Source organism: Aminobacter sp. MDW-2 (assembly GCF_014250155.1).
Lineage (GTDB): Bacteria > Pseudomonadota > Alphaproteobacteria > Rhizobiales > Rhizobiaceae > Aminobacter > Aminobacter ciceronei.
In genome coordinates, this window is record NZ_CP060197.1 from 4,925,065 (window position 1) to 4,942,914 (window position 17,850).

General features: G+C 62.7%; 20 protein-coding genes and 1 pseudogene. 6 read left to right on the top strand and 15 right to left on the bottom strand.

What is annotated here, in order from left to right; all coding sequences use genetic code 11:
• Positions 1-20: 20 nt before the first annotated feature.
• A complete protein-coding gene (locus tag H5P29_RS24375; protein ID WP_067964351.1) occupies positions 21-449 on the top strand; it encodes a SufE family protein in 429 nt (142 codons plus the stop codon).
• A 327-nt stretch (positions 450-776) separates the two neighbouring features.
• Here the strand turns inward: H5P29_RS24375 and H5P29_RS24380 are convergent, their stop codons facing one another.
• From H5P29_RS24380 to H5P29_RS24420, 9 genes are all read right to left on the bottom strand, one after another.
• Positions 777-1,202 carry a MucR family transcriptional regulator gene (locus H5P29_RS24380; protein WP_154384984.1) on the bottom strand — a complete coding sequence of 142 codons (426 nt, stop codon included), beginning with the start codon at positions 1,200-1,202 and terminating at the stop codon, positions 777-779.
• Positions 1,203-1,468: 266 nt separating this feature from the next.
• A complete protein-coding gene (gene mnhG / locus H5P29_RS24385) occupies positions 1,469-1,843 on the bottom strand; it encodes a monovalent cation/H(+) antiporter subunit G (RefSeq protein ID WP_154384983.1) in 375 nt (124 codons plus the stop codon).
• Positions 1,840-2,154 carry a cation:proton antiporter gene (locus tag H5P29_RS24390; protein ID WP_154385184.1) on the bottom strand — a complete coding sequence of 105 codons (315 nt, stop codon included), beginning with the start codon at positions 2,152-2,154 and terminating at the stop codon, positions 1,840-1,842. The genes mnhG and H5P29_RS24390 overlap by 4 nt, the downstream gene beginning before the upstream one ends.
• Entirely contained in the window at positions 2,154-2,627 is a 474-nt protein-coding gene (locus H5P29_RS24395) for a Na+/H+ antiporter subunit E (protein WP_067964359.1), read from the bottom strand. Before H5P29_RS24395 ends, H5P29_RS24390 begins: the two co-directional genes overlap by 1 nt.
• The gene (locus H5P29_RS24400; protein WP_154384982.1) at positions 2,624-4,198 is read right to left on the bottom strand and encodes a Na+/H+ antiporter subunit D; all 1,575 of its coding nucleotides are present in this window, start codon (positions 4,196-4,198) and stop codon (positions 2,624-2,626) included. Before H5P29_RS24400 ends, H5P29_RS24395 begins: the two co-directional genes overlap by 4 nt.
• A 4-nt stretch (positions 4,199-4,202) precedes the next feature.
• A complete protein-coding gene (locus H5P29_RS24405; protein ID WP_067964363.1) occupies positions 4,203-4,580 on the bottom strand; it encodes a Na+/H+ antiporter subunit C in 378 nt (125 codons plus the stop codon).
• A complete protein-coding gene (locus H5P29_RS24410; RefSeq protein ID WP_154384981.1) occupies positions 4,580-4,999 on the bottom strand; it encodes a Na+/H+ antiporter subunit B in 420 nt (139 codons plus the stop codon). Before H5P29_RS24410 ends, H5P29_RS24405 begins: the two co-directional genes overlap by 1 nt.
• A gap of 1 nt (position 5,000) precedes the next feature.
• A complete protein-coding gene (locus H5P29_RS24415) occupies positions 5,001-7,313 on the bottom strand; it encodes a putative monovalent cation/H+ antiporter subunit A (RefSeq protein ID WP_154384980.1) in 2,313 nt (770 codons plus the stop codon).
• 160 nt (positions 7,314-7,473) lie between these two features.
• Positions 7,474-7,734, bottom strand: coding sequence for an SH3 domain-containing protein (locus H5P29_RS24420; RefSeq protein ID WP_246670753.1), 261 nt, complete (start codon positions 7,732-7,734; stop codon positions 7,474-7,476).
• Positions 7,735-7,957: 223 nt separating this feature from the next.
• Here H5P29_RS24420 and H5P29_RS24425 point away from each other — a divergent pair, with 223 nt between their 5' ends.
• Positions 7,958-10,057: a S9 family peptidase gene (locus H5P29_RS24425; RefSeq protein ID WP_154384979.1), complete on the top strand. Its 2,100-nt coding sequence runs from the start codon at positions 7,958-7,960 to the stop codon at positions 10,055-10,057.
• 43 nt (positions 10,058-10,100) lie between these two features.
• On the opposite strand, the gene H5P29_RS24430 is transcribed toward H5P29_RS24425, so the two are convergent.
• From H5P29_RS24430 to H5P29_RS24445, 4 genes and pseudogenes are all read right to left on the bottom strand, one after another.
• Positions 10,101-11,054, bottom strand: coding sequence for a cytochrome c (locus tag H5P29_RS24430; protein WP_154384978.1), 954 nt, complete (start codon positions 11,052-11,054; stop codon positions 10,101-10,103).
• A 10-nt stretch (positions 11,055-11,064) separates the two neighbouring features.
• Positions 11,065-11,416 (bottom strand): annotated as a pseudogene (locus tag H5P29_RS24435) (cytochrome c).
• 227 nt (positions 11,417-11,643) lie between these two features.
• Positions 11,644-12,240 carry a superoxide dismutase gene (locus H5P29_RS24440; RefSeq protein WP_067964376.1) on the bottom strand — a complete coding sequence of 199 codons (597 nt, stop codon included), beginning with the start codon at positions 12,238-12,240 and terminating at the stop codon, positions 11,644-11,646.
• A gap of 107 nt (positions 12,241-12,347) precedes the next feature.
• The gene (locus H5P29_RS24445; RefSeq protein WP_067966913.1) at positions 12,348-13,226 is read right to left on the bottom strand and encodes a branched-chain amino acid aminotransferase; all 879 of its coding nucleotides are present in this window, start codon (positions 13,224-13,226) and stop codon (positions 12,348-12,350) included.
• A gap of 141 nt (positions 13,227-13,367) precedes the next feature.
• Here H5P29_RS24445 and H5P29_RS24450 point away from each other — a divergent pair, with 141 nt between their 5' ends.
• Together H5P29_RS24450 and H5P29_RS24455 are read left to right on the top strand one after the other, a co-directional pair.
• Complete coding sequence (locus tag H5P29_RS24450) at positions 13,368-14,030, top strand: haloacid dehalogenase type II (RefSeq protein ID WP_067964378.1); 663 nt, start codon at positions 13,368-13,370, stop codon at positions 14,028-14,030.
• Positions 14,031-14,208: 178 nt separating this feature from the next.
• Positions 14,209-14,949 carry a L,D-transpeptidase gene (locus tag H5P29_RS24455; RefSeq protein WP_067964380.1) on the top strand — a complete coding sequence of 247 codons (741 nt, stop codon included), beginning with the start codon at positions 14,209-14,211 and terminating at the stop codon, positions 14,947-14,949.
• Between the two features lie 75 nt (positions 14,950-15,024).
• Here the strand turns inward: H5P29_RS24455 and H5P29_RS24460 are convergent, their stop codons facing one another.
• On the bottom strand, positions 15,025-16,581 hold the full coding sequence (locus H5P29_RS24460; protein ID WP_067964382.1) for a helicase HerA-like C-terminal domain-containing protein: 1,557 nt from the start codon (positions 16,579-16,581) through the stop codon (positions 15,025-15,027).
• A gap of 157 nt (positions 16,582-16,738) precedes the next feature.
• On the opposite strand from H5P29_RS24460, the gene H5P29_RS24465 reads away from it, so the two are divergent.
• Together H5P29_RS24465 and H5P29_RS24470 are read left to right on the top strand one after the other, a co-directional pair.
• Complete coding sequence (locus H5P29_RS24465) at positions 16,739-16,969, top strand: AbrB/MazE/SpoVT family DNA-binding domain-containing protein (protein WP_067964384.1); 231 nt, start codon at positions 16,739-16,741, stop codon at positions 16,967-16,969.
• A complete protein-coding gene (locus tag H5P29_RS24470) occupies positions 16,966-17,352 on the top strand; it encodes a type II toxin-antitoxin system death-on-curing family toxin (protein WP_154384977.1) in 387 nt (128 codons plus the stop codon). Before H5P29_RS24465 ends, H5P29_RS24470 begins: the two co-directional genes overlap by 4 nt.
• On the opposite strand, the gene H5P29_RS24475 is transcribed toward H5P29_RS24470, so the two are convergent.
• Positions 17,349-17,819 carry a GreA/GreB family elongation factor gene (locus H5P29_RS24475; RefSeq protein WP_067964388.1) on the bottom strand — a complete coding sequence of 157 codons (471 nt, stop codon included), beginning with the start codon at positions 17,817-17,819 and terminating at the stop codon, positions 17,349-17,351. The two genes, H5P29_RS24470 and H5P29_RS24475, sit on opposite strands and share 4 nt — an antisense overlap.
• Positions 17,820-17,850 lie beyond the last annotated feature (31 nt).

Here is a 17,850-nt window from a genome sequence, read left to right on the forward strand (position 1 = left end):
GCGACTATATCCAACCCATCATGACGGCTTCGATCGACACCATTCGCGACGACTTCTCATTCCTCGAGGAATGGGAGGACCGCTATCGCTATGTTATCGAATTGGGTGAAGCGCTGCCGCCCTTTCCGGAAAGCGCCCAGACCGACAGCAACAAGGTGCAAGGCTGCGTCAGCCAGGTCTGGCTGGTGACCCATATTGGCGACGGGACCGACCCGGTCATCCATTTCCAAGGCACTTCCGACGCCCATATCGTGCGCGGCCTGGTTGCCATCATGCTTGCGCTCTTTTCAGGCCATCGCGCCAGCGAGATCACGGCCATCGACGCCGAGGCGACGCTGAAGGAGCTTGGCCTCAACGAGCATCTGTCGCCCCAGCGCGCAAACGGCCTGCGTTCGATGGTCAAGCGCATCAAGCGTGATGCCGAGGCAGCGCTCCACCAGATCGCCTGAGCCTCCGTCTCAGCCGCATCTCGGGCGCCTCCGTCCCTTGATGCTGGGCAGCACCTTTTCAGCTCGGCAGCACCTTGCGGTGACGTCGACGCATTGTCGTGCGGCGAGCACCGCATCGGCCGAGCAGGCGATCGAACGCGAGAGGCCCAGAGGATCGCCACCGGAGCGATGATCTCGATCGCCGCATCGTCCTCAGGCAGGTGCGCGACCGGCTGACGAGCGTCTTTCCTGGCCAGCCGGACCAGCTGTCGCTGTGCCGCACCATCCCAGGCCAAAACGCAATGCGGCGCCCGCGGGCGCCGCAAGCTGAAACTCTTTCGAAGGGCGTTACTTGCTCTTGCGCTTGCGGCCGAGGCCCATCTTCTTGGCGAGCTGCGAACGCGCAGCCGCATAGTTGGGCGCCACCATGGGATAGGCGGCGTCAAGGCCCCACTTCTCGCGATACTGGTCGGGGGTCATGTTGTAGTGCGTCATCAGGTGACGCTTCAACGATTTGAACTTCTTACCATCTTCAAGGCAAATGATGTAGTCGTCGTGCACCGAGCGCTTGGGATTGACGGCCGGCTTCTGCTTGTCGGCTGGCGGCGTCTCGGTGACATTGCCAACGCGGCCGAGAGCTGCGTGGACATCTGCGATCAGGCCCGGAAGTTCTCCCACCGGAACTGGATTGTTGCTGACATAGGCAGCCACCACATCGGCGGTCAACTCGATCAGCGTGTCATTGTTGGTTGCAGGCGTTTCGGAAGTATCCATATGCTTAGGCCCCAATGTGACTGGATGTTTTTTTGCCCGATATTCCGATCGGGATGCGGTGCGTTCTTGTATCGTAGATTGCCTCTGCGACTCGCACTCCATCACTTTAATGAGCCCGTCTCCAGAACAAGTCAATTCACTATTCTTTGTGAACTACAACAACAATGATTTCATCACTTCTCTAACAAATGAACCTTTTTGATACGCTGACGCCTTCAAATGAGATGATTTTTGACAACGCTGAAAGTTGTCCCGAAAGGTCATTATCAACCTTCGGTGCCAGAGGGGCCGTTCTTCTTTGCCACGGCGGCCGTTTCAGCCAAATCGTCGCTCACTGCCCCCTCCCACATGCGATAACCGGCCGAATATGCCGCCTTGGCAAGCAGATGGGCCGAGATCGGCGCTGTCAGCAGGAAGAACACGACCCCAGCCAGCGCCCGCAATGCGGTTGCCGGTTCGCCGATGTGCGCAGCAAGAGCGATCAGCATCAGACAAGATCCCACAGTGCCGGCCTTCGACGCCGCATGCATGCGCGTGTAAAGATCAGGAAGTCGCAACAACCCGACAGATGCCACAAGCGCAAACAACGCGCCGACGATGATGAGACCTCCGGCCAGATAGTCGGCTGCTCCGTCGATCATGGCCTGTCCTCTTCGGCTTCTTCTTTCTTCGCATCGATGCCGCCGCTCATCACGAAACGCGCGAAGGCAACCGTCGCCAGGAAGCCGACAAGACCAAGCGCGATGGCGACATCGACATACAGTGTGAAGCCCGAACGCACGCCAAGAACGGCAATAAATCCGATAGCAACGGCAACAAGCATGTCGAGCGCCAGGATCCGGTCCGGCAAGGACGGCCCCTTCACGACGCGCACCACCACCAGCAGAAACGAGATGGTGAGAACGCCCAACGCAAAGATCGCGCTGATGTTGAGGAAAGCAGTTCCAGACATCATCTGAATGCCTCCAGTATTCTGCGCTCGAAGCCTTGGGCGATGTCGCGCCGCGCCTGGTCGAGGTCGGAACAGTCCATCCCATGAATAAACAGCGTGCGCCGGTCATCGGAAACGTCGACTGACAAGGTGCCGGGCGTGAGCGTGATCAGATTTGCGAGCAAGGTGATCTCAAAATCCCGGTCGACCTTCAAAGGATAGGCGAAGATGCCGGGTTTGATGTCCATGCGTGGCGACAGCACCAGCTTTGCAACCCTGAAGGCCGAGAGGAAAAGTTCCTTGATGAACAAGGCAATCAGCAGAAGCAGCGCCACCGGGCGGATGACGGCCCTGGTGGCCTGGATCTGGTCGCGCACCAGGAACAGGACCACCCATCCGACGGCAAAACCAAAGACCAGATTGGGGATCGAGTAGCTTCCCGAGACAGCGACCCAGACAAGCGCCAGTATCAATTCGTTGCGGAAAGGGATCATGATCCACTCCCCGCCGGGAAGACTGCCTGTACATAGGCCGAAGCGTCGAGCAGTCCGCTGGCCGCCGCCGTCGAGAGCCGAATGAAGGGCTCCGGCAGGACGCCCATCGCGAGCATCGCCGCAACAAGAACGACAAGGGCTGAGCAACCCGACGCCGACATCGGACCAGCGGCCGCTGTCTTGTCACTTGAAGCTTTGTCACCTGGAGCCTCGCGCCAGAAAGCGAGGATGAACACACGGCCAAGGGCCACGGTCGCCAGGAAGCCGCTCACCAGGATAGCGGCCGCAATCTGCCAGGCGCCGCCGTCGAGCGACGCCCGCACCAGCATCACCTTCGGCCACAGTCCCGAGCCGGGAGGCAGGCCGGCTACCGCAAGCGAGATGATGAAGGCGAGCGCGGCGAGAAATGGACTTGCGCCATAGAGCCCTGACAGGCTGTGCAGCGAAAAACTGCCGCCGCGCTGGCGCATCAGCCCGCCGAGCAAGTACAGCGCCGACAGCGCCAGCATCGAATGCAGTGCGTAGAAGATCGCGCCCGACAGCCCGCCATTGCTGCCCAGCGCGATGCCGGCAAGCATGATCCCGACGCCCGAGATGACCAGGAAGCCGGCGATCCTGCGGATGTCGGATTGCGCCAGGGCGCCAAGCGCGCCGATAAGCATGGTCGCCACCGCCACCCAGCCGATGAGACCGGCCAGCACCAACCGTTCGGCGGCGAAGATCATCACCAGCGTCCGCAACAATGCGTAGATGCCGACCTTGGTCAAAAGACCGCCAAACAGCGCGCCGGTGATGACGGGCGGCGTGTGATAGGACGCCGGCAGCCAGAAATTGAGCGGAAAGGCCGCCGCCTTCATGCCGAAGGCGAGCAGATAGAGCGTGGCCAGCGTCATCAGCGGCGCAGCCGTGCCGATCTGGCCTGCGCGTGTGGCAAGGTCGGCCATGTTCAGCGTGCCGAACGTGCCATAGAGATAGCCGGTCGCGATCAGGAACAAGGTCGTGCCGACCAGGTTCAGGATCGCATATTTGGTGGCGCCGTCGATCTGCGCCTTGTCGGACCCCAGGATCAGCAAGCCGAAGGACGAGATCAGGAAGACCTCGAACCAGACATAGAGGTTGAACATGTCCCCGGTCAGGAAGGCGCCGCTGACGCCGGCCATCATCAGCATCAGGAACGGATAGAAGCCGTAGCGCCTGCCGGTCGCGTCGATGTCGCGCAGCGAATAGGCGCAGCAGACGAATGCGACGAGCGAAGCCGTCAGCGAAAATGCAGCCCCCAGCACGTCAGCGGTAAAGGAGATGCCGAATGGCGGCAGCCAGCTTCCCATCGTCATCGACACCGGGCCTGTTGCCAGCACGCGCTGCAGCAGCAGGCCATTGGCGCCGACCATGACCACGAGCACAACCAGCGCCAGCACCGCATGCCAGCGAATGCTGTGCCGGATCAACAGAAGCACGGCCCCCGCAATGATCGGCAGTACGACCGGGGCAATGACCAGCCAGTCGACTGATGCAATCGGCCCGGCAACCATCGCAGCGGCCTTGTCGACGATCTCACCTTGCACGGCCATGGTCTCAGTACCCCATCGGCGGCAAGCCGTCGTCCACGGGCTCGGCGACACGCATGCTGTCGGTGTCGTCGGTACCGATCTCCTGATAGGCGCGATAGGCAAGCACCAGCAGGAAGCAGAAGAAGCAGAACGAGATGACGATTGCCGTCAGGATCAGCGCCTGCGGCAACGGATTGGCCACGGCGCCCGCCGGCACGTCGAGACCTTCCGCAATGATCGGCGGCACCTCGCGGATGATGCGTCCATTGGTGAAGATCAGAAGATTGACCGCGTTGCCGAACAACACAACGCCGAGCAGGATGCGGATGATGTGCCGCGACAGCATCAGATAGATGCCGGCAGCGAAGAACAGGCCGACGAGGATGGCGAACACGGCTTCCATCAGTCGTGCTCCCTGTCTTCGAGCGCCAGCGCGATCGAGGTGAACGAGCCGACCACGACCAGATAGACGCCGATGTCGAAGACGATGACCGTCGACAGGTCGACGGACATCCTGAAGAAGGCGGGCGACGTCCACAGCCCGGTCAGGAACGGCACGCCGAACAGAAGCGACGGCAGACCGGCCGCAGCGGCGGCAAACAGCCCAAAGCCTGATATCGACATGGGGTGGAAGTAGAGTGCCCGGCGCACCGCCGGCACGCCAAAGGCGATGCCGTGGATGGCGAAGGCGGATGCCGCGACCAGGCCGCCGGTGAAACCGCCGCCCGGCTCATTGTGGCCGCGCAACAAGACGAACACCGAAAACATCAGCATCAGGCCGGTGAGGTAGGGTGCGGCGGTGCGGAAAATCAGCGTCTGCATGTTACGCCTCCTTCCTGACCGGGGCATGAACGTCCGCCTTTTTGGAGCGGATGCGTATCAGCGCAAGGATGGCGAGGCCCGTCACCATCACCACGGCGATTTCGCCCAGCGTGTCGAGGCCGCGGAAATCGACGATGATGACGTTCACCACATTGCGGCCATGGGCGATGGTCTTGGCGTAGGTGTTGAAGAACTGCGACAGCCGGTCGTCGAACGGCAGTTGCGTCACCTTGAGCAGAAGCAGCGCGAAGGCCGTACCGCAAGCTGCGGCAATTGCCATGTCCAGAAGCTTCTGCGCATGCGGGCGGCGGTCGGTCGGCGCAAGCCTGAGCCGCGTCATGACCAGCGCCAGGATCACCACCGACAGCGTCTCGACCATGAACTGGGTGAAGGACAGGTCTGGCGCGCCGAACAGCATGTAGAGCAAGGCGACGGCAAAACCCTGGATGCCGAGCGAAACGATGGCCGTCAGCCGGCTGCGCGCCTTGACCACGGCAGCGATGCCGATCACGGCGATGGCCAGAACGCCCCATTCGTAGAAGCGCAATGCCGGCACATCAGGCATCGAGGGCAGCTCGCCGAACAGCACCATCGGCAGCAGCAGCGCTGCCGCCACCGCGACGAAGGTAACGGTCATGTAGATGTCGAGGCGGCCGTTGTGGATGATGCGCGTCAGACCTGTCGCGAGCCGCAAGAGGCCGCGCAGCACCTGGTCGAAGCCACGGTCCGGGCCCCAGCCGATCGCCTGGAGAACGCCAGCCGTCGCGCCGCGCAAGCTGTCGAGCCTGACATAGGCGGCGATGCCCAGCGCGACCGTCAGGCCGGACAGCAACAGCGGCACGCCGATGTGCGGGATCGTCGAGATGGTGACCTCGATGGGGCTGCCGGCAACGGCGCTCGCCGCGGGCGACGACAGGAACCGATGCGTGATCGGCGCGGCAAGGGCCGCAGCCAGTCCCAAGGCTCCGAGCACAGCCGGCCCCAGCCACAGCGATATCGGCCCTTCATGCGCCGCCTTCGGCGTCCTCAAGGCATCGCCGAGGAAAGGCCGAAGTGCCACCGCAAATCCGATGGCAAACATCAGCGCATTGCCGCAGACGGCTATGACGAGCAGCACGGCCTGCCAGCCCTCCGGCGAACCAAGTGCATAATAAATCTGTTCCTTGGCCAAAAAGCCTGAGAACAGCGGCAGCCCGCCCATCGAGAGTGCTGCAAGCATCGCTGCCGCGAAGGTGATCGGCATGGCCTTGCGCAGGCCGCGCAGGCAGGTGATGTCGCGCGTACCCGCCTCATGGTCGATCAGGCCGGCTACCATGAACAGCGCGCCCTTGAACATCGAATGGGCGATCAGATAAAGCGCCGCCGCCTCGATCGCCTTGTCGGAACCAAGGCCTGTCAGCATCACCAGCAGTCCGAGAGAGGCGACCGTGGTGTAGGCGAGCATCAGCTTGAGATCGGTCTGCCTGACAGCGAGCAACGTGCCAATCGCAAGTGTCGCGCCGCCGACCAAGGGCAGGATCGTCTCCCAGGCCGCAGTGTCGCCCATCACGGAATTGAGGCGCATCAGCAGATAGACGCCTGCTTTCACCATGGTCGCCGAATGCAGGTAGGCCGAGACGGGCGTCGGCGCTTCCATGGCGTTGGGCAGCCAGAAATGGAACGGAAACTGCGCCGATTTGGTGAAAGCGCCGCCCAACACGAGCAACAGGGCAGCAAGGTAGAGCGGGCTGTTGCGCAAGGCGTCGCCGGAGCCGAGCAGCGACGAGAGCTCGCTCATGCCGGTTGCCTGGGCGATGACCAGCAGACCTGCCAACAGGGAAAGCCCGCCAATGCCGGTGACCAGCAGCGCCTGCAGTGCCGCGCGCCGCGAAGCTTCCCGCCCGTGGTCGAAGCCGATCAAAAGGAACGACGTGATCGACGTCAGCTCCCAGTAGACGAACAGCATCAGGAACGAATCCGAGACGACAAGTCCCAGCATCGCCCCCATGAACAGCAGGATGAACGAGAAAAAGCGGCCCTGATGCGGGTGCCCTTTGAGATAGCCGCCGGCATAAATCACGATCAGCGTGCCGATGCCTGATATCAGCAGGGCAAAGGTCAGCGACAGGCCATCGAGAAACCAGGAGAAGCGAAGACCGAGACTCGGAGCCCAGTCAAATCCACCAGAAATCGAACTGCCTTTGCTGACCGCATCGAGCATGCCGGCAAGATGCAGAAAAACGACCAGTGGAATGGCGGCCAGCAGCCAGCCGGCATTGTGTTTCATCACGCGAACGAGCGCAGGTGCAAGCAACGCTCCCGCAAACGGCAGCATGAGTATCAGGAAGGTCAGCGGACGGGCCCTCTTTGTGTCTCACGTTGTTGACCTGAGGGCATAGACGTCGGGCAGCCAAGGGGCAAGCGCAATCGGACCTTGTCAACGACAACCGCTTTCCGCCGTTGCGGCAGCTGCGGCAATATCGCCTGGAAACGCGTCAGTACGGGGTGATGTAGCGACCATAGACCCAGCCGGTGACGTAGTTGCCGTTCTGTGCGGGGTCATGCCAGACCTGGCACCAGCTGTAGCGGACCCGCTGCTCCTGCTTCCACACGGGCAGACGGCTGATGTCGCGCAGATCGACCCCGCCGGTGCAACGGCCGGTCATCTGCAGCACCTTGCCGTTGGGATAGGCCGCCTGCTTCTGCGAGCCGTTCGACGGGAACTTGCGGATGTTGAGCGTATCGCCCCACGGCACCCTGGCAACTTCCCAGGCGGAAAAGGCAGCGGCAATTCGGCCGCGAACACGGCGACTGTCGAGGCAATGGCAACTGCTGCGGCGGTCTTCTTGAACATCTGGTCTTCTCCTTCGGCGTGGCCGGTCACATATACGTTGCCGCCACACTGCAACTCCGCCCTTGAACCCGCCCTGATCGACGTGTTCATTCGGCATTCAAGACTCAGCACCCACGCGAGACCTAATGACCCGACCCAAGATCTTCGCCGACATCGCCGCGCCCGTGACCGACAAGCGCCCCGTCTCCGACACGCGCCACGGCATCACGCGCGTCGACGAATATGCCTGGCTGCGCGCCGACAACTGGCAGGAGGTGTTCCGCGACCCGAGCGTGCTCGATGCCGATATCCGCAGCCATCTCGAGGCGGAAAACACCTATCAGGCCGAACTGATGGCCGACACCGTCGAGCTCAGGAAGGCGCTGTTTGCCGAGATGAAGGGCCGCATCAAGGAAGACGATTCCTCGGTGCCGATGAAGGATGGCCCTTTCGCTTATGGCTCCTCGTTCAAGAAGGGCGGCGAGCAGCCGCGCTACTTCCGCATTCCGAGCGAAGGCGGTCCGGAAGAGATCATCCTCGACGGCGACAAGGAAGCCGACGGCCACGCCTATTTCCGCCTCGGCGGCATCGACCACTCGTCGGACCACAAGCGCCTGATCTGGGCCTTCGACGACAAGGGGTCGGAATTCTACACGCTGCGCGTGCGTGACATCGGCAGCGGCGCGGAACTTGACGACGTGGTCGGCGACACCGGCGGTTCGGGCACATGGGACGCGGCCAATACCGGCTTCTTCTACACCCGCCTCGATCCCAACCACCGGCCGTCAAAGGTGTTCTACCATGGGCTCGGCACGGACGCCGCAGCGGACCGGCTGGTCTATGAGGAAACCGACCCCGGCTTCTTCATGAATGTCGGCGGCACGCGCTCCAACGAATGGATCATGATCTCCATCAGCGACCATGAGACATCGGAGTACCGCCTGTTTCCGGCGACCGATCCGCTGGCGGCGCCAAAACTTGTGGCAGCGCGCGAGATCGGCCTGCAATACGACCTCGAAGAAGGCGGCGACATCTTCTTCGTGCTGACCAACGCCGATGGCGCCAAGGACTTCAAGATCATGACGGCGCCGGTCAGCGATCCGGCGCGAAGCAACTGGAAGGAGCTGGTCGCCCATGAACCTGGCCGCCTCATCCTGTCGGTGGTCGGCTTCAAGGACTTCATGGTCCGCCTCGAGCGCAAGGAGGGCCTGCCCCGCATCGTCGTCCATGAGCGCGCCACGGGTGCCGAGCACCTGATCTCCTTCCCCGAAGAGGCGTTCTCGCTCGGGCTGTCGGGTTCCTACGAATACGACACCGACACCATGCGCTTTTCCTATTCGTCGATGACCACCCCGTCGCAGCTATTCGACTACAACATGCGGACACGCGAACGAACCCTGCTCAAGACGCAGGAAGTGCCGTCGGGCCACAACATCGAGGACTATGTCACGCGCCGCCTGATGGCTCCGGCGCCGGATGGCGAACTGGTGCCGATCTCGCTGATCCATCACCGCGACACGCCACTCGACGGAACAGCACCCTGCCTGCTCTATGGCTACGGCTCCTACGGCATGACCATTCCGGCTTCGTTCAACACCAACTGTCTGTCGCTGGTCGACCGCGGCTTCGTCTATGCCATCGCCCATATCCGCGGCGGCAAGGACAAGGGTTATGCCTGGTACGAGGACGGCAAGCGCGCGACCAAGGTCAACACCTTCACCGACTTCATCGCCTCAGCCCACCATCTCGTCGCCGAGCGCTACACCGCGCATGAGCGCATCGTCGCGCAAGGCGGCTCGGCCGGCGGCATGCTGATGGGAGCGGTGGCCAACATGGCGCCCGAGGCCTTTGCCGGCATCATCGCCGAAGTGCCCTTCGTCGACGTGCTGACCACCATGCTCGACGACACCTTGCCGCTGACGCCGCCGGAATGGCCCGAATGGGGCAATCCGATCGCCTCGGAAGCGGACTACAAGACCATCGCCGCCTACTCGCCCTACGACAATGTCGCTGAGGTCGACTATCCGCCGATCCTGGCGGTGGCCGGCCTGACCGATCCGCGCGTCACCTATTGGGAGCCGGCCAAATGGGCGGCACGGCTGCGCGAGCGCAAGTCGGGCAACAGCCCGGTGCTGTTCAAGATCAACATGGATTCGGGCCATGCCGGCGCCTCCGGCCGCTTCTCCAGGCTCGAGGAAGTCGCCTTCAACTACGCTTTCGCTCTGAAGGTAGCCGGGCGCGCCTGACATCGCGATGGAGAGACCGGCGGCCTCTGGCCGCCGGTGGGGCTCAACCCGCGGGCTTCGGCTGCTGCGCCGGGTAACCGTTGGCCTGTGGCGGGATCGCCTTGAGATAGGCGGCGATCGCCTCCCGGTCGGCGGCAGTCAGTCTCGCCATGTTCTTCTGCACCTCGACCATGGTGCCGCCCACGGAATCGAACTCCGGCGTGAAGCCGGTTTCGAGATAGCCGGCGATATCGGCTTCGGACCAGCCGCTGATGTCCTTGCCTTCGGGCGTGATGTTGGGCACGACGCCGTCGCCTTCGGCTGCCCTAGCGCCGGCCAGCCACTGGCCCTTTTCGGTGCCGCCGGCAAGGCTGCGCGGCGTGTGGCATTCGCCGCAATGGCCGGCACCCTCGACAAGGTCACGCCCATGCAGCACCTTGTCGGGCGTGCCCTCGGCAAAGGCGACCACCGGCTGATCGCTGAGATAGAGCTGTTTCCACAGTCCCAGCCCGAGCCGTATGTTGAAGGGGAAGCCAAGCTCGTGATCAGGCGCCCTGCCCTCAACCGCCGGCAGCGTCTTCAGGAAGGCGTAGAGGTCGGCGACGTCAGCCGGCTTCATGCGGGCGTAGGAGGCATAGGGAAATGCCGGATAGAGATGCTGGCCCTCGCGCGACACGCCTTTCAGCATCGCATTGGCGAAATCTTCGAGCGACCATGCGCCGATGCCGTCATTGGGATCGGAAGAAATGTTCGGCGCGACGAAGGTGCCGAACTGCGTCTTGAGTTCGACGCCGCCGGCGAGCTGCAGCCGCGCGTCGCCTTCGGATTTCGGCCTGGCGTGACACGAGGCGCAACCGCCGGCGTCGAATATGCGCTGGCCGCGGCCGGTGTCGCCGGTTCCCAAGGCAGCCAACATGTCAGGCGCCAGCCTCTCCGGCACCGTCAGCCACCAGAAAATTGCGGCCCCGGCGCCGCCAAGCGCCAGAGCCGCAACTGCGATTTTCCTGAAAACAGCCATCCGCGAGGGGTCAGCCCTTCTTCACGCGGAACGCCTCGTGGCAGGTGCCGCAGGTCTGGCCGATGGTGCCGACCTGCGCCTTCAACGCATCCAGATCCGCAGCCGGGCTGGCGACTGCGGCGGCAGTGACTTCCTTGAACTTGTCGACCTGGGCCTGGAAGCCGGCCAGGTCTTCCCAGATCTTCGGCGAGGCGGTGGTGTCGCCCTTGTCGCTGCCGGCGGGGAACGACGCTGCCACGTCGATCTTCTGGACGTTGTCGTTGAGCGCGGTCAGGGCGGCGACGACAGCCGCCGCATCGAACGGCGCCCTCGCCCTTCACCATCTTCACCAGTGTGCCGACTTGCTTCGCATTTTCCTTCATCACTGCCTGGCGGTCAGCAATCACATCGGCGAATGCTGCGGTGGTGTGCCTAGGGCCAACGGCGAAACTGGCCGAATTCGTCCTGAAATTCTCTTCACGCTTCCGTGACTGTTAGAGTTTTTCGAACATTTCCACCCAAACGCAAAAACCCCGGCGGTTGCCGGGGTTTCAGATGCGTCGGCCTGTCACCGGTCACATCAGGGGATGCGACCGGGCGGGTCTGCGGCTCAGGCCTTTTCGTAGAGCTCGAGCACGTAGTCCCAGTTGATCAGGCTGTCGACGAATGCCTCGAGATACTTCGGACGGGCATTGCGATAGTCGATGTAGTAGGAGTGCTCCCAGACGTCGACGCCGAGGATCGGGGTCGCGCCGTGAACCAGCGGGTTCTCGCCGTTCGGGGTCTTGGAGATGGCGAGCTTGCCATCCTTGACCGACAGCCAGGCCCAGCCCGAGCCGAACTGCGTGGTGCCGGCAGCGATGAAGTCGGCCTTGAACTTGTCGTAACCGCCGAGATCGGCATCGACGGCCTTCTGCAGTGCGCCTGGCAGCTTGTTGCCGCCGCCGCCCTTCTTCATCCACTTCCAGAAGTGGACGTGGTTGTAGTGCTGGGCGGCGTTGTTGAACAGGCCGGCGTTCTTGCCGAACGACTGCTTCACCACCTCTTCCAGCGACAGCTTGTCCATGCCCGCTTCGGCAGCCAGCTTGTTGCCGTTGTCGACATAGGCCTTGTGGTGCTTGTCGTGATGGTACTCGAGCGTCTCCTTCGACATGAAGGGCTGCAGCGCCTCGTAGTCGTAGGGCAATTCGGGCAATTCAAAAGCCATGGATCATACTCCCTTGCTGGCAATTTCGCGGCATGACTATGCCGTCTACAGATAGGTCGTCGTCATCTTGGAAACAGATGAGAGGCACTGTTTTTTCTTCGCTGCACTCAGGCCTTGCCGGTAGAGTGAGCCCACTCCCAATATAGCTCGCGAGACTTTTTTGCTACCGGTCCCGGCTGCAGATTTCGGTCTTCGATGCGCGTCACCGGAACGACCTTGGAATGGTTTCCGGTCGAGAAAATCTCGTCGGCTTCGAGGAATTCGCGCACCGAAAGCGTCTTCTCGATAACGGTGTGGCCGCTCTCGGCAAGCAACGACATTGTCCGGCTGCGGGTGATTCCGGACAAGAAAGTTCCATTCGGCGCCGGGGTGAACACCTGGCCGTTCTTGACCAGGAAGATGTTCGACGATCCGGTCTCGGCGACGTTGCCCAGCATGTCGAGCACCAGCGCATTGTCGAAACCGCGCATCTTGGCATCGAGGATGGCGCGGCCGTTGTTCGGATAAAGGCAGCCGGCCTTGGCGTTGGTCGGCATCGTTTCCATGCTAGGGCGGCGAAACGGCGACAGGCCGATCGAAAATCCGGTCGGCGGCAGCATCGGTGATTCGTAGAGGCAGAGGCAGAACCGCGTCGAAGACGGGTCCGCCGGGACACCCATGTAGCCGCCATGCTCGGCCCAATACATCGGCCTGATGTAAACGGCGGTCTTGCCGTCGAATTTCTTGAGCCCATCCCAGGTCAGCCCGACGATCTGCTCCGGGCTCATCGTCGGCTTCAGACCGAGCGCGATCGCCGAGGAGTTGACCCGCCGCGAATGCGCTTCAAGATCGGGCGCCACGCCCTCGAACCAGCGGCCGCCGTCGAAGACGCTGGACCCAAGCCACATGGCGTGGCTGCGCGGGCCGATGAGCGCGACATTGCCCTCGTGCCAATCGCCATCGACATAGGTCCAGGTCGTGGATTGTGCAGCCGCAGCGAGCGTCATGGTCTTTTCCCGTCGCATCTTGTTGGTGTCGGGCATCGAAAAGGCTTTGGCCGGCCCCGTCAACCGGCAGCAGGCCTAAATGTTGGAGCCAGCCGATAGTTGTGCTTGCGCTCGCCGCCAAGCCGTTGGAAAACCACAGGCATGCGCCACGCCGCCTACATATTCGACGCCTATGGCACGCTGTTCGACGTGCACGCCGCCGTTCGCCGCCATGCCGCCGACATCGGCCCGGACGGCCAGCTGCTGTCCGAGATCTGGCGGGCCAAGCAGCTCGAATATTCCTGGGTCCGCACCCTGATGGGCGCCTATCTCGACTTCTGGCAGCTCACCGAACAGGCGCTCGACTTCGCCTTCCGCAAGGTGCCCTCCGTCGATCCGGCCATGCGCAGCAAGCTGCTCGACGCCTATTGGCGGCTCGATTGCTATCCGGAGGTCCCTGCCGTCCTGCGCAACCTGAAGGACAATGGCGCCAGGCTGGCGATCCTGTCCAATGGTTCGCCCGCCATGCTCGAGGCAGCCACCCGTTCTGCCGGGCTCGACCTCATCCTGGACGAGATCTTCTCCGTCGACAGTGTGCGCCGCTTCAAGACGGACCAGTCGGTGTATGATCTGGTGGCCAGCAGCTGGCGCCTCTATCCCGAAGCGATATCGTTCCAGTCGTCCAATCGATGGGACATTGCGGGTGCCGCCAAATTCGGCTGCCGTACCGTCTGGATCAACCGCGCCGACCAGCCGGACGAGTACCGCGACTTGCCACCATCCCTGATCCTGCCGTCGCTGGAAGGTTTAGTTACAATTGGTTAGCTAACCATAGGTCAGGCATGTTGCCATAACGCAACAGTGATTGGCGCGTCACATCGTTGCCATGCTTTGTCCACCCTAAGGTCTGATTTTGACCTGCCTATCTCCGTGAGCGTTAGGGGAACGCGACCGTTTCCTTGAATTCACCATTTCTTTCGAACTGGACTCCTAGATCGCAGCCATGCCCATATCACATGATTCATCCCGCCCTCTGACGAGGCGCGGCTTTCTCAATCTGGCGGCCGCAGGTGCTGCCACGGCAGCGCTTTCGGCCTGCTCGACCGTCAGCGGCGGCGGCCAGTTCGTGCAAGCGCCTCAGATCGTCCCGCCGACGCCGACCATCGATCCGGCCTTCGGCGACTACGTCAACATGTATGGCCCGGTCAGCGACGAGGGCTATGAGGTTCCCGGCATTCCGGTCAAGAAGGTGAAGCCCCAGTTCCTTCGCCAGATCGTCGCCGATCCGACCGGCGAACGTCCTGGCACGCTGGTCGTCGATACCTCGACCCACTTCCTCTATCTCGTGCGCGAAAACGGCCAGGCGATCCGCTACGGCGTCGGCCTGGGCCGCGCCGGCTTTGCCTGGCAGGGCCGCGCCGTCATCCAGTGGAAGCGCAAGTGGCCGAAGTGGACGCCGCCGGACGACATGATCGGCCGCCAGCCGGAACTCGAGAAGTACAGCGTCCGCAATGGCGGCATGGCCCCGGGGCTCAACAACCCTCTCGGCGCCCGTGCGCTCTACATCTTCCAGAACAACGAAGACACGCTCTACCGCGTCCATGGTTCGCCGGAATGGTGGACGATCGGCAAGTCGGTGTCGTCGGGCTGCGTGCGCCTGATGAACCAGGACATCATCGATCTCTACGACCGCGTGCCGTCCAAGACGCCGATCCTGGTCACCAACGGCCTCGGCATGGCCTGACCAGCCCAGGGCGGCCCATCAACGAAAAACGGCGCGTCATCGACGCGCCGTTTTTCTTTGGAGCCTCAGGGTGTTTCAAAAGCCCTTCTTCAGGCTGCCCAGAATGCCGCGCACCAGCGCACGGCCGACCGACGAGCCGACGGAGCGCACGACCGACTTCAGCGCAGCTTCCGTCACCGTCTGCCGGTTCGAGGTTCGCGGCCTGGGCGCATTGCCGGTGTTGCGACCACTGGGCGCCGGCGCATCATTGCCAAAGCCCGGAATGGTCCAGCCGCTGCCGCCGCCGGTATTCGCCTGCTGCTGCGCCTGCTCCTGGGCCTTTTGCGCCTCGAGCGCTTTCTTCTGCAGCATCTCGAAGGCCGATTCGCGGTCGACCGTCTGGTCGTACTGTCCGGCGACAGGGCTTTCGTTGATCAGCTTCTGGCGCTCTTGCGGCGTGATCGGCCCGAGCCGCGATGCCGGCGGCCGGATCAGCGTCCGCTGCACCATGGACGGCACACCCTTGGCCTCGAGCGTCGAGACCAACGCCTCGCCGGTGCCGAGCTGGGTGATGGCGGTGGCGCAGTTGAAGTCGGGGTTCGGACGGAAGGTATCGGCAGCGGTCTTTACCGCCTTCTGCTCGCGCGGCGTGTAGGCGCGCAGCGCATGCTGGACACGGTTGCCGAGCTGGGCGAGCACGGTTTCGGGGACGTCGAGCGGGTTCTGGGTGACGAAATAGACGCCGACGCCCTTGGAGCGGATCAGGCGCACGACCTGCTCGACCCGGTCGACGACGATCTTCGGCGCCTCGTCGAACAGAAGGTGGGCTTCGTCGAAGAAGAACACCAGCTTCGGCTTGTCGGGATCGCCGACCTCGGGCAGCACCTCGAACAGCTCCGACAGCAGCCAGAGCAGGAAGGTGGCATAAAGCCTGGGGTTCATCATCAGCTTGTCGGCGGCCAGCACGTTGATCGCGCCGCGGCCGTCGCGCGTCGTGCGCATGATGTCGGCGATCTTCAGCGCCGGCTCGCCGAAGAAGTGGTTGCCGCCCTGCTGCTCGAGCACCAGCAGCGACCGCTGGATCGCGCCGACCGAAGGCTTGGTGATATTGCCATAGCGGGTACCGATTTCGTCGGCCCGATCGGCGATGTTGGCCAAGAGCGACTGCAGGTCCTTCATGTCGAGCAGCAGCAGGCCTTCCTCGTCGGCAATGCGGAAAGCGATGTTGAGCACGCCTTCCTGCGCCTCCGTCAGGTTCATCAGCCGCGACAAAAGCAGCGGGCCCATTTCGGAAATGGTCGCGCGGATGGGATGCCCCTGTTCGCCGAACAGGTCCCAGAAGATGACAGGGAATTCCTGGAACTCATATGGGTCGAGCTTGATCGCCTCGGCGCGGGCAGTGAGAAAATCCTTGGCCTCGCCGATCATCGAGATGCCCGACAGGTCGCCCTTGATGTCGGCGCAGAACACCGGAACGCCGGCATTCGAGAAGCCCTCGGCCAGTATCTGCAGCGTCACCGTCTTGCCGGTGCCGGTCGCGCCTGTAACCAGGCCGTGGCGATTGCCGTATTTCAACAGCAATTCTTCGGGTCGTTGATAGCTATCGTCCGGCTTGCGGCTGGCACCAATGAAAATGCTGTCGTCCTGCGCCATGGGCGTTGTCTCCGGCAATGCTATTTTCCGACCGCAGCTGCGGCCACCCGCAAGGTATAGTGGCGGTCTACGCAAGCGACAATGGCTTGGTTCCGGCCGGGGCTTGGTTCCGGCGAGTCGGCATGTTATACATAAGTTATAACATGGAGACTTGGCCATGAATGTGACGGTGCGCAAGATCGGAAACTCGGAAGGCGTGATCCTGCCGAAGGAGGTGCTGGAGCGGCACAATCTGAGGGCTGGCGACACGCTGGTTCTCACCGAAGACGGCAACGAATTGCGCCTCAGCCCGGCACAGGACGACCCAGAGGAATTCGAGCGCAAGATGAAGATCGCGCGCGAACGGATGAAGAAGTACGAGGTTGCCTATCGCGCACTGGCGAAATGACCGAGTTCCACTCGCGTCAATTCGTCGAGGCGCTGCATGCCGAACAGCTGCGCCTGCACGGTGGCGCACCGGGCGTTCGATCAGAGGACATGCTGGAGTCGGCGCTGGCGCGCCCGCTGCAAAAGGTCGCTGACGGCACACCGGACCGATGCGAACTGGCAGCGGCCTATCTGTTCGGCATCGCCAAGAACCATCCCTTTGTCGACGGCAACAAGCGCACGGCATTTGCCGCAGCGGACTTGTTTCTGTTTTTCAATGGCTTGAGCGTCGAGGCATCGCAACAGGACGTTATCCAGTTCGTGCTCATGATCGCAGCCGGCGAAATCGATGAAGCTGGCGCCACCGCATTCTTCCGCGACCACACGGTTCCGGTCGAAAGCTAGCTGCCCAGTTCGACGATTTCCCATTCATGGCCGTTGACCGAGGCGAGGTCGCCGACCGATTTGCCGAACAGTGCGACTGCCATCGGCGAGGCATGCGAGATGCGGCCCTTGGCGGCGTCGGCCTCGTCTTCGCCGACGATCTGCCAGACGTTGCGCTTGCCCTTGTCATCCTCGATGACAACCTTCATGCCGAAGCGGACGACCGTGCTGTCAGGCTCGGGAACGGACACCTCTGCCGTCTCGCGGCGCGACTGCCAATAGCGCAGGTCGCGCGACACGGTCGCAATGCGCTCGCGGTCGGCATCGGCCTCGGCCTTGGCCAGATCCTCGCGCAGGCTGGCGAGCTGGGCCTCGATATGGGCGAGGCCTTGCTCTGTGACCAGGTTTCGCGACGCACTGACCGGCCGCTCGCCGATGTCGGCGATTACGTTTTCGCTATCGTCTTCGCGGGTAAAAGCTCTGCTCATCAACCGAACCTAGGTGTTCGCTGCATGGATA